Raw genomic sequence first — 11947 nt, 5'->3', positions numbered from 1 at the left:
GCGGGATGGAGCAGCCCGGTAGCTCGTCAGGCTCATAACCTGAAGGTCGTAGGTTCAAATCCTACTCCCGCAACCAACTTTACATACACAGTATCAACACCTTAAGTGCCTCCCTCGGGGGGCCTTTCGCGTTTGGGTTGAGCGCGTGTCCGGCCAGTGTCCGTGATCCAAACCTATTTGTAACGCCGCAATACTTGATCACACCCCACCCCCTTTTTTGACCATTACACAAGTCCATCTTCCTGCCATCTAAGAGACATCGCGCTCAGAAACCTGGAAAACCAAGTGGTTCAAATCGGTGGATTTGACTTGCTCGTCGGTTCGAATCCCATCCCATCCGCCACTTGCCCTTGAGAAACCGTTCTCCCGATCCGGCCACGATAGGATTTTCCCGTGTTATCAAAAGGGTTTGCAGGTTGGGCTATTCACCTCTTAAGCGTCATTGGCCCGAAAATCCGTTCTCTTTGGCCCGGATTCTCTGAAGCTATTGACTGCGCGAATTTGGTGAATTTTCAATAAGCCACTGATAGGGAGAGAGCAAAAAATTGCCGCAAAAAATGCTTGGATTAGAGTCGCGTTTCCGTCTTCCGCGACCGGGCTCGAAAACTTTCAGACGCAAGGCCAGGTGTAATGGAGAGTGATGCAACTAGCGGGGGAGGGGGAGGGGCGACTTCACAGCAATCTGCTTCCGGGTTTGGCCACGCCGCTTCTTCTGCTAGGATGGGCCCCGCGCAACTCCCTGTTGTGCGGGGTTTTTTCTGTACCTCTGGTTGGAAATTTCGGCCTCTGATACCTCAAAACAGCACCAGTTGGCGCGGTTTTTCCTCTGGTTTTGGGGCTCGCGCACGCCCACGGAACACCTGAGTCTGAGCGTACTGCTTGTCAGTGAAGAACAAAATCTGGACATGCCCGGCCTTTGGAACGTGTTCGCCCACCTGCCGCGCGAAGGATTCGGCCTTTTCCCGGCTCCATGCGTGGCGAAGATAGACAGAAAATTGCACCATCTCGAAACCAAGGTCCAACAGGTCGTTTCGGAAGCGCGTTGCGCGTTTTCGCTCGGACTTGGTGCCGACAGGAAGATCGAAGAGAACCCAGACCCACATGATTTGGAACCCCGACAGTTGCTGGTAGCGTTCAGTCATCTTCCGACTCCGGGATCTCGTCGGGGAGTGGGCGAGAAGGGAAATCCAGCCGGAGCTTGCGGTCTAGAAAAGAGCGGGCCAGGCTTTGCGCCAGCCTTACAAGAATATGGGACAGCGGTGTCGCCCCGTTCGCTGTGGGAAAATCTGCGTTCAGGCATGCCATGAGGTCTTCGCGCGCGTCTTTCACCTCGGTCACGCCGGCATCGACAAGCCTGTGCACCACTAGATCCACCGTCGGGCGGAGGGGCTCCATCAGATCGTCCACAAGGGCCAGGGCATCGCCGGCGGAGCGGTGGTGGAGCGAGAGAGATGGATGCAGTCCGGATGCGACGATTGCCCGCGCTGTTGCCGCGCGCAGCACGGCATATCCGTAGTTCAAAAGGGCATTTGTGTGGATCGGCATGCAAAATTGACCCCGGTTATGGGGTGATCGGCGTCCGAAAGTGACCCCCCTGACAGTTGCGATCAGAAGCTTCCTCAAACACCTGGACGAGGTGCAGTAACCCGCACGAGACCCGACCGAGAAATTGTCTGGGATGACGCCCGACGACACACAGATTTCGAATGTTCTTTTGTCGCGCCATCTCTGCCGTGCTAAGTTTTAACGGCTTGGGCCGCGGCCCGGCTTATGCTCGGGAGGTCTATGTGCAGCAGAGACCCATTGCGTTCGAGATTTGGCAGGACATCATTTCAGCAATCTTTTCCGCGGCCCTCGACGGGTCGAAGTGGGAGGATGTGACAGAGCTGATTTCACGCGCCTCCGGAGGAATTCACGTCCAGCTGGTCAGTCTCGACAGGTCGCGACATTACCAGGTTTTTGCCCGGTGCTCGTCTTTCGATCCGGATTTCCTGCGCACCTATGACAGCTATTACTGTCGCATCAATCAGCGGATCGGGCGGATCGCGTCCCTGCGACCGGGCGACATGATCACCTCGGACGAACTGTTTCCATTCGACCAGTTCCGCCATACGGAAATCTACAACGACTGGCTAAAACCACAGGGCGATCTGAGCCTGGGACGGGGGACCGTCCTGTATTACGACGAGGATCGGCTGGCATTCTTGGCCGTAGACATTCCATCAAGCCGCGCCGACACGGTAGAGCCGCAGTGGATTCAGACCATGCGCCTGCTGGCGGAGCCCATCCGCCGCGCTCTCGAGATCAACTGCGTGCTCGACCTGCGGCGGCTCGAGTGTCTCGGGTTCGAGAACGGCGGCACCGCGGATGCCGCTGTCCTCGCGATCGGAGCTGATCGCCGGTTGCTCTGGGCAAATCCCGTCGGACGGCAGATCCTCGAGCGCGGGGACTTGCTGCAACTCGACGTTCTCGGCCGAGTCTCGGCCGCGACGAATGCCGGGCTACGCGAACGTCTCGACTTGACCGCCCATGCAACGCCAGGGTTCGACGAAGCCTTTCGCACGACCGACGTGACCTCCGGCACCTGGTCCGTGCGGTCCACGCGGTTCGATCCCGCCGCGATGAAGTTCTCGCCCCTGGGGCCCCTGGGGGGCAGCCGCGGCCGCTGCCTTCTGCTGGTCCTGCAACCCGCCGACGATTCGCGGGTCCGGACATTGCTGAAGACCCGTTACGGGCTGACCGATGCCGAGGCCGCCGTGGTGGAATTGCTGGTCGAGGGGCTGGACACGAAAGAGATCGCGACGCGGCGCCATGCCAGCGCCAATACGGTCCGCAACCAGTTGAAGGCGGCCCTCTGGAAGACCGACTCCCACCGGCAGGGCGATCTGGTAAAGCTGTTCCTGACCCTCGGCAGCGGCGCCAGGCGCTAATGCGCTGAGAATGCAGGGCCTCGGGACATCACCCGGAAATTCCGCATCCCGGGTTAACCCCGGGTCCGGCAGCAGGCGAAATTCCGGGTCGGAACAAGTGCCCGCTTTGATCGCAATGATCGCCCGGCATAGTCCATTTGGATCATGAACCCCGACTGCCGCCCCAAGTAATACTGCGGCAAGGGTTGAACGCAAGATTGAAACTGAAGATTTTAGCTAACGAGAGCGATCCTGAAGAAGGTCGCTGGCCGCCGCTTTCACTCGGGCTGCGACCGCGAATCGGACCCCGATAAATGCGCGCGCCGCCACTGCCGAGACCGGCGATTGCTCTCGTCCTGGCGCCGATCAGCCCAACTGTGTGACAGGACTGCCTGCCGGCAGTGCCTCGGTTCATATCCTCAGGGTGTAAAGCCATGCCTATCATCGACGGAACGCCTGACGACGACACGCTCACCGGAGGGCCTGGGCCGGACACGATCAGCGGTATGGCAGGGAACGATCTGATCTATGCCGACGACGGGGATGACTTGGTTCATGGCGGGGCGGGCGACGACACCATCTCTGGCGGGGCCGGGAACGACACGCTGTTCGGCGACGAGGGCAACGATCTGATCTATGGAGAGGGCGGCGACGACTTCCTGGACGGCGGCGACGGCGACGACACGCTGGACGGGGGCGAGGGCGACGACACCCTGTTGGGCGGCGCGGGCAACGACAGCCTCAGCGACTCCGGCGGGGTCGTCGACATTTCGGGCGGGGGCGGCGACGACCGGATCACGATCTACAACGCCTTGGGCGGCAGCATCGACGGCGGCGCGGGGCGGGATGTGCTGGCGGCCTATTCCGGCGACATCAGCGGGCTGACGATCACCGACGTTGAGGTTCTCGAAACCGGCGGCACCCAGGTGTCGGCGACGGCCGCGCAGCTGAGCGCCTTCCAGACCATCACCGTTCTGGACGACCCCTTCTATGACGACCAGCCGGTCTATCTGCAGCTTGTGGGCGGGGGTTCCGCGCATATGGGGTCCGCCCTCGGGCTGCGCGGCGCCTATGTCACCGCCTCGGACGCGGGCAACGGGATCGTGACCGGGGCGGGGATTGATACCCTGATCGGCGGCGCGGGCAACGACCTGCTCGACGGCGGCGACGGCGACGACACGCTGGACGGGGGCGAGGGCGACGACACCCTGTTGGGCGGCGAGGGCAACGACAGCCTCAGCGACTCCGGCGGGGTCGTCGACATGTCGGGCGGGGGCGGCGACGACCGGATCACGATCTACAACGCCCTCGGCGGCAGCATTGACGGCGGTTCGGGGCGGGATGTGCTGGCGGCCTATTCCGGCGACATCAGCGGGCTGACGATCACCGACGTTGAGGTTCTCGAAACCGGCGGCACCCAGGTGTCGGCGACGGCCGCGCAGCTGAGCGCCTTCCAGACCATCACCGTTCTGGACGATCCCTTCTATGACGACCAGCCGGTCTATCTGCGGCTGGTGGGCGGGGGCACCGCGGACATGGAGTCCGCGCTCGGGGTTCGGGCCGCCACCGTGAACGCCTCGGACGCGGGCATCGTCGTCGTGACCGGGGCGGGGAACGACACCATCATCGGCAGTACGGGCAGCGACACGCTGTCGGGTTCGGCCGGCGACGACGAGCTGTTCGGCCTTGGCGGCGGCGACAGGCTGATCGGGGGCAGCGGGTCGGACACCGTCCATATCGACGGCTGGCGAGACGACTTCGTCTTCACCGGCACCCACGACGACTTTGTCGCTACCGACACGACGCGCCCCGGGACGCCGGGCGACAGGCTGATCGGCGTGGAATTCGTCCAGTTCTATGACGGGCTGTTCAGTGTCACCACCTTCGGCTTTGGCGACAACACGCCCCCCGCGGTGGCGGGCGCCGTCGATCTCGGCGCCTCGCCCGAGGATCAGTCGCGGCTCGTCACCGCCGCCGAACTTCTGGCCGGCACCACCGACGCCGACGGCGACACTCTGACCGTCACCGGACTTTCCGTCTCGGCCGGGACCCTGGTCGACCATGGCGACGGGACCTGGACCTTCACGCCCGTCGCGAACGACGACAGCGGGGTGACCTTCAGCTATCGTGTCAGCGACGGACAGGCCAGCGTGGCGCAGACCGCGACGCTAGACCTGACGCCGGCGAACGACGCGCCCGTGATCACCTCGGACGGCGGCGGGGACACGGCCAGCGTCACGGTCCAGGGGGCCACGACCGCCGTCACGACGGTTGCCGCGAGCGATCCCGACGCCGGCGACATCCTCACTTTTTCGATCACCGGCGGCGTCGATGCCGCCTTCTTCCAGATCGACACGGCGACAGGCGTGCTGCGCTTCGTCGCCGCCCCGGACTTCGGCAACCCGCAGGATGAAGGCGGCGACAACATCTATGACGTGACAGTCGGGGTTAGCGACGGCAACGGCGGCAGCGACAGCCAGTCCATCGCCGTGCAGGTGACCGAGGCGGCCGGGATCCTGAACACCTATGGCGCGACGGTCGAAGGGACCATCGCCTATTTCAGCCAGTTCCACACCATCCGCTTCAGCCCCGCGATGCCGGAGCAGGCGGTCAGCCTCGCGGTCAGCGATGGCGGCACGCTGGACCTGTCGGCGCGTGTCGGCACTGTCGCAGCCCAGGTCCAGCTGTCGGACAGCAGCACCGAGATCACAGGCGGGGTCGGCGACGACACGATCCTTGGCGGCGCGGGGAACGACACGCTCTGGGGTGGCGCCGGCGGCGACGCCCTGAACGGGGGCGCGGGGGATGACCTGCTGATCGGAGGGGCCGGAGCCGACAGCTATGTCGGCGGCAGCGGCATCGACACGGTCGACTTTTCCCGCGACAATGCCCCACCGCGGGGTTCCGACTATGGCATCGCGGTCGATCTGCGTCAGGGGTTGTTGCGCGACGGTTATAACAACCTCGAAACTATCGCCTCCGTCGAGAATGTCGTCGGCACCCGCTATCGCGACAACTTTCAGGGCGACGACGCGGACAATACCTTTGTCGGGCTGGACGGGACGGACACCATCAGCGGCGGCGGCGGCGACCTGCTCTATGGCGGTGACGGCGACGACATCTTCCTGGCGCTGCCGCCCCCCGGTGCCTTCGACGGCAACGACCTTTATGACGGGGGGAACGGGGTCGACATCATCTATCTCAGCGGCAACGTCGTCGTCGACCTCGAGGCCGGCACCGCGACCGGCGCCGATATGGGCCAGGATCAGCTTGTCTCGATCGAGAGCGCGGTCGCCAACGGCGGGACCGGCACCATTCTGGGAAGCCAAGTGGCCAACACCCTGGGCGGATCCTATCTGGCAGACTATCTCGACGGGCGCGCCGGCAACGACAGCCTGTTCGGGCTTCAGGGCGACGACACGCTGATCGGTGGCGCCGGCGACGACACCCTGAACGGCGGCGCGGGGGCGGATACCGCCGTCTATTCGGGCAACCGCGCGGACTATCAGGTCACGCTCAACAACGATGGCAGCCATACCATCGCGGACCTGCGCGCCGGCACGCCCGACGGCACCGACACCGTCTTTTTCGTGGAATACATCCGGTTCGCCAATGGGGTCGTCTCGATCGGCGACCTCCTGAACCAGCCCCCGGTCATCGTCTCGGATGGCGGTGGCGACACGGCCAGCGTCACCGTGCATGGCAACACGACGGCCGTGACGACCGTCGCCGCGACCGATCCCGATCCGGGCGATACCCTGAGCTATCTGATCGCGGGCGGGGCGGATGCCGCCCTGTTCCGGATCGACGGGACCACGGGCGCGCTGAGCTTCATCGACGCCCCCGATTTCGGCACGCCCCGCGATCAGGGGGCGACAACGTCTATGACGTGACCGTGGCGGTCTCTGACGGCAAGGGCGGGACCGATGCCCAGGCCCTGGCCGTGACGGTGATCGAGGCGCTCGGGATCCTGAACACCTATGGCGCGACGGTCAACGGCACGGCTGCCTATTTCGGCCAGTACCACACCATCCGTGTCAGCCCGGCCGACCGCACCTCGGCCGTTCATCTGAACGTGCAGGGTCAGTACGGTTTTCTGGATCTGACGGCCGCCCTGACCGGCCGGACCGCCTATGTCGGCATCCAGGACGCGGCCAACACTGTGATCGCCGGCGCCGGGAACGACACGATGGAAAGCGGCGCCTCCTTGAACGTCCTGATCGGCGGGGCAGGCGACGACCTCCTATATGGCGGAAGGGCCAACGAACTTTACGGCGGCGAGGGCAATGACCGGCTGATCGAGACCTGGGGATCGCCCGCGCTGATGGACGGCGGTGACGGGGACGACTTCATCCAGTCCTACGGCTTTTCCACCATCGCGGGCGGTGCGGGCCGCGACACGCTCAGCGCCTTCCAGAGCCTGGCCTCTGCCACCATCTCGGGAATCGAGCTGCTGCTGACCAACAACCGCGACATCGCCGCCACGGCGGCGCAGTTCTCGGGCTTTCAGGAGATCCGCGCGGCCGAGGGCGCGGCCCATGATGCGGACACGGTGACCCTGACCCTGGCCGCCTCGGGAGCCGTCGACCTCGGCGCCCAACTCGCGGGGCGCAGCGTCGTCTTCACGGGCTCGGCCGGGAACGACACGATCACCACCTCCGACGGAAACGACACGATCCTGGGCGGGGCGGGCAACGATTGGATCTCGGGTGGCGCCGGGGACGACCACGTTTCGGGCGGCGCGGGCAACGACACGCTCTGGGGCGGTGCCGGCGACGACCGGCTTTACGGCGACGCCGGCGACGACCTGATCTATGCCGGCGACGGCAACGATTTCGTCGACGGCGCGACCCATTCCTTCAACTCGCAACTCGGCGGACCCGGCAACGACAGGATCTTTCTTGGCGCCGGAGACGACAGCAGCTGGTCGCTGATACAGGCCAATGGCACGGTCGAGGTCTACGGCGAGGACGGCAATGACTCGATGGCCCTGTTCGGCGCGACGGCCGCCAGCGGCGTGATCGACGGCGGGGCCGGCACAGATATGTTTCAGGCCCAGGGGACGGGCGACATCTCGACCCTGACGATCACGGGGGTCGAGATTCTGTCGACCTACAACGCCTATGGCAACCCCAGCATCATCGCCACCGCCGCGCAGTTCGCCGGCTTCGACAAGATCGTGTCCTATCCGGATCTGGAGGCAACCACGGTGTCGCTGACCCTGGCCGCTGCGGGAACGGTCGATCTCACCCGGCAGCTTCTGGGCCGCAGCGTGGTCTTCACCGGCTCGGCGGGGAATGACGGGATCACCACCTCGAACGGCAATGACACGATCAACGTCGGCGGCGGTAACGACACGATCCTTGGCGCAGCGGGGCAGGACGTGATCAACGGCGGAAACGGCGACGACCGCCTGAGCGGCGGGGCCGGAGCCGACACCCTAAATGGTGACGCCGGATTCGACACCGCCGATTACGCAGGGTCCGGCGCGGCCGTCACCGTCAGTCTGGTTACCGGTCTCGGCTCGGGCGGCGACGCGGCGGGCGACGTGCTGTCCCAGATCGAGGCGTTGTTGGGCTCGGCCTTCAACGACAGTCTGACCGGCGACGCGGGGGCCAACGTCCTTTCCGGCCTGGCCGGTGCCGACACGATCCTCGGGGGCGCGGGGGCCGACACCATCGACGGGGGCAGCGGCGCGGATTCGATGACCGGCGGCGACGGCAACGACACCTATTACGTCGACAACGCCGGTGACGTGGTCAAGGAAATCTCCACCGGCGGGACTCAGGACAGCGTCATCGCCTCGGTCAACCATGTCCTCGCCGCCAATGTCGAGAACCTGACCCTGACTGGAGGCGCCGTCACGGGCACGGGCAACGGTCTTGCCAACCTTATCGAGGGCAACGGGCTGGACAACCTCCTGTCCGGAGCCGCAGACAACGATACCCTCTGGGGATTGGCCGGCAACGACACCCTCCACGGTGGCGCGGGCAACGATATGATGATTGGCGGGGCCGGGGACGACACCTATTACGTGAACTCCGTCACCGACGCGGTGGTCGAGGATGCGAATGGCGGTCATGATCTGGTGTTCTCCACCGTCAGCTGGACGCTTGGAACCGGTCAGGAGGATCTTACTATCACGGCGGCCGGCGCGCTGGTGGGCACTGGGAACGCGCTCGACAACATCCTGATCGGGGGGGCCGGCAACAACCAGCTGACGGGTCTGCAGGGCAACGACACCCTGATCGGCGGCGCCGGCAACGACACACTGACCGGGGGCGCGGGGGCGGACAGTCTGGAAGGGGGGACGGGCAACGACCTCTATGTCGTCGAGACGCCTGACGACATCGCGGTGGAGGCCGCGGATGCCGGCATCGACATGGTCCAAAGTTTCGTCTCCTGGACGCTGGGCGAGAACTTCGAGAACCTCACCCTGACTGGCGGCGACAACATCAGCGGCATCGGCAATGGCGCCGCCAATGTCATCACCGGCAACTCCGGCGCCAACGTCCTTTCCGGCCTGGCCGGTGCCGACACGATCCTCGGGGGCGCGGGGGCCGACACCATCGACGGGGGCAGCGGCGCGGATTCGATGACCGGCGGCGACGGCAACGACACCTATTACGTCGACAACGCCGGTGACGTGGTCAAGGAAATCTCCACCGGCGGGACTCAGGACAGCGTCATCGCCTCGGTCAACCATGTCCTCGCCGCCAATGTCGAGAACCTGACCCTGACTGGAGGCGCCGTCACGGGCACGGGCAACGGTCTTGCCAACCTTATCGAGGGCAACGGGCTGGACAACCTCCTGTCCGGGGCCGCAGACAACGATACCCTCTGGGGATTGGCCGGCAACGACACCCTCCACGGTGGCGCGGGCAACGATATGATGATTGGCGGGGCCGGGGACGACACCTATTACGTGAACTCCGTCACCGACGCGGTGGTCGAGGATGCGAATGGCGGTCATGATCTGGTGTTCTCCACCGTCAGCTGGACGCTTGGAACCGGTCAGGAGGATCTTACTATCACGGCGGCCGGCGCGCTGGTGGGCACTGGGAACGCGCTCGACAACATCCTGATCGGGGGAGCCGGCAACAACCAGCTGACGGGTCTGCAGGGCAACGACACCCTGATCGGCGGCGCCGGCAACGACACACTGACCGGGGGCGCGGGANCTTGGAACCGGTCAGGAGGATCTTACTATCACGGCGGCCGGCGCGCTGGTGGGCACTGGGAACGCGCTCGACAACATCCTGATCGGGGGAGCCGGCAACAACCAGCTGACGGGTCTGCAGGGCAACGACACCCTGATCGGCGGCGCCGGCAACGACACACTGACCGGGGGCGCGGGAGCGGACCACTTCGTCTTCACCTCTGCGACGGGAAGCGGGACCGACACGATCACGGATTTCTCTCCGGGGTCCGGAGAGGTCATGGAACTGCGCGGGCTGCTGGTGGGGAGCTTCTCCTACCTCGGTGCTGACGCCTTCTCGGCCCACGGAGCCACCGAAGCGCGGTTCGATGCAGGGGTGGTGATCTTCGATTTTGACGGAAACGGCACGGCGGACATGTCGATCCGGCTGACCGGATTCGTCGACGCCACCCAGCTTACGACCGATGCCTTCTTGTTCATTTGATGCCGCGGATCTTTTCGGGTTGAAATGCCCCGCGCGGCCGCACCCCCTGCTGGGTCGACCATCGGAAGGGTGCGGCGCGCGAACCACGGGAAACCTTCGCGGATCCTCCTGGCGCGGGACGACCTACGAGGAGCCGCGTGTGGCGGACGGCAGACTAAGGAAAAAATCAACTGTTCGGTTCGATGCCCGGCAGATCGGGGGCATTATTGCTGCTCGGACAGCGAGCGTGGTCGTGGCGCTGCTATGACGAACTTGAACCAAAGTGCTTCCTTCCATTCCTGAGAAAGGATCGCGGCATCAAACCATGGGATCCAACAGGGTCGTCTCCTTGTCCACACACTGGCGAAGGGTGAAAGGGATGGAAAGCTCATGGGCTCGGACGGGCCGGTCGCGGCACCGTTCGCGAACGGCCGCTCCGCCGGTCCGCGCGAAGTGGTCCGGCTGGTTTGGCCACTCCAACGGTAAGGGCTCCAGTAACCGCGCCAGCGTAACCTCCGGCCGCTGATTCCCGTCCAGGATCGCCTCGATGATGTTCGGCGCGAGCAGCGTCAGCCGCAGAACGCGGGTCATGTAGGACGGCGCGATCCTCTCACGTTCCGCCAGTTCGGCTATGGTGGCGAACTCGCCCGACTCCAACATCCGCTTCCAGCGGAACGCCCGCGCCAGCGCCTTGACCAAAGTTTTGTCCATCTTGCGTTGGCTGGATGACCTTTCCGGCATCTGCATCTCCTTCCGTCCACCGCCCTTCACGAGGCGGAACGAATATTCTGATCTCAGGCATCTGCCGGAACAGTCCACTCGTACCTAGCCCCTGACCGCCTCCACGTCGGTTGTTTGGCGTAGAAGGCGTCAAGGTCGAGCACTCGCTCTTGTGACAACAGCCTGTGGTTCTCGCCGAGGCGGAGGTAACGGCGTTCACCTTCCGGAATGTCGTCGAACGTCTTTGCGCGCGCAACCGCGGATCCAACACCACCGTTAAACGGAGGTGCAACTTCGCTGAAAAAATCATGGCACTGGTCTTGGAACAGATACTTGATACCGACCCGCTCAGCAGCCCATGATCGAAGTGTGCCGTACACAAAGAACACAGGGTCGCCCTGAGCTGGTTTGAGGAACATCGGGGGCACGGGGGCGGGCGCTTCTCCTCGCGTTCTCCAGTACTGCAGTGTCGCAGGGGCCACGTTGATCAAGGCGGCGGCCTGCGGCGAAGAGAGCAACCACCAAGGCGGGATGGTAATCCTCCCGTTTTTGACGGGGTGCCGCCGTAGAACTTATGCGGCCATTTTCAGTTTCATAGCGGGTGTGATGCCGCCGATGGCCATGTTGGGGCGGTCGTTGTTATAAGTCCATAACCATTGTGTGGCGTGATCTTGGGCCTCCTCGATGCTTTCGATG

At 64.3% G+C, this 11947-nt stretch carries 6 protein-coding genes and 3 pseudogenes; 5 read left to right on the top strand and 4 right to left on the bottom strand.

Going from position 1 to position 11947, the window contains the following annotated elements:
• Window positions 1–794: 794 nt before the first annotated feature.
• On the bottom strand, window positions 795–1142 hold the full coding sequence (gene cas2, locus FOY53_RS21955) for a CRISPR-associated endonuclease Cas2 (RefSeq protein WP_222435319.1): 348 nt from the start codon (window positions 1140–1142) through the stop codon (window positions 795–797).
• Window positions 1135–1545 carry a CRISPR-associated endonuclease Cas1 gene (locus FOY53_RS21950; protein ID WP_146592441.1) on the bottom strand — a complete coding sequence of 137 codons (411 nt, stop codon included), beginning with the start codon at window positions 1543–1545 and terminating at the stop codon, window positions 1135–1137. Before FOY53_RS21950 ends, cas2 begins: the two co-directional genes overlap by 8 nt.
• A 242-nt stretch (window positions 1546–1787) precedes the next feature.
• Here FOY53_RS21950 and FOY53_RS21945 point away from each other — a divergent pair, with 242 nt between their 5' ends.
• The 5 genes and pseudogenes from FOY53_RS21945 to FOY53_RS23500 all read left to right on the top strand — a co-directional run bounded on the left by FOY53_RS21945 (window position 1788) and on the right by FOY53_RS23500 (window position 10552).
• On the top strand, window positions 1788–2930 hold the full coding sequence (locus FOY53_RS21945) for a helix-turn-helix transcriptional regulator (protein ID WP_186766715.1): 1143 nt from the start codon (window positions 1788–1790) through the stop codon (window positions 2928–2930).
• A 413-nt stretch (window positions 2931–3343) separates the two neighbouring features.
• Window positions 3344–6802: a cadherin-like domain-containing protein gene (locus FOY53_RS23890; protein WP_146592439.1), complete on the top strand. Its 3459-nt coding sequence runs from the start codon at window positions 3344–3346 to the stop codon at window positions 6800–6802.
• A pseudogene (locus FOY53_RS23880) lies at window positions 6799–10062 on the top strand (beta strand repeat-containing protein); the annotation flags it as partial. The gene FOY53_RS23890 and the pseudogene FOY53_RS23880, both read left to right, overlap by 4 nt.
• 76 nt (window positions 10063–10138) lie before the next feature.
• Window positions 10139–10243: pseudogene (locus FOY53_RS24115) on the top strand (hypothetical protein); the annotation flags it as partial.
• Between the two features lie 105 nt (window positions 10244–10348).
• Window positions 10349–10552, top strand: a complete 204-nt coding sequence (locus FOY53_RS23500) for a hypothetical protein (protein ID WP_146592438.1) — start codon at window positions 10349–10351, stop codon at window positions 10550–10552.
• Window positions 10553–10849: 297 nt separating this feature from the next.
• On the opposite strand, the gene FOY53_RS24110 is transcribed toward FOY53_RS23500, so the two are convergent.
• Window positions 10850–11278: a hypothetical protein gene (locus tag FOY53_RS24110; protein WP_342784359.1), complete on the bottom strand. Its 429-nt coding sequence runs from the start codon at window positions 11276–11278 to the stop codon at window positions 10850–10852.
• Window positions 11279–11823: 545 nt separating this feature from the next.
• Window positions 11824–11947, bottom strand: a pseudogene (locus tag FOY53_RS21880) (integrase core domain-containing protein); the annotation flags it as partial.

It is taken from the genome of Puniceibacterium confluentis, from assembly GCF_007923445.1.
GTDB classification, from domain to species: Bacteria; Pseudomonadota; Alphaproteobacteria; order Rhodobacterales; family Rhodobacteraceae; genus Puniceibacterium; species Puniceibacterium confluentis.
This window is presented reverse-complemented; position numbering and strand designations above follow the sequence as displayed.

Bases quoted from the DNA above. Each gene is read 5' to 3' on its own strand.
- cas2 (WP_222435319.1), bottom strand. From the start codon at position 1,142: ATGACTGAACGCTACCAGCAACTGTCGGGGTTCCAAATCATGTGGGTC.
- FOY53_RS21950 (WP_146592441.1), bottom strand. From the start codon at position 1,545: ATGCCGATCCACACAAATGCCCTTTTGAACTACGGATATGCCGTGCTG.
- FOY53_RS23890 (WP_146592439.1), top strand. From the start codon at position 3,344: ATGCCTATCATCGACGGAACGCCTGACGACGACACGCTCACCGGAGGG.
- FOY53_RS23500 (WP_146592438.1), top strand. From the start codon at position 10,349: ATGGAACTGCGCGGGCTGCTGGTGGGGAGCTTCTCCTACCTCGGTGCT.
- FOY53_RS24110 (WP_342784359.1), bottom strand. From the start codon at position 11,278: ATGCAGATGCCGGAAAGGTCATCCAGCCAACGCAAGATGGACAAAACT.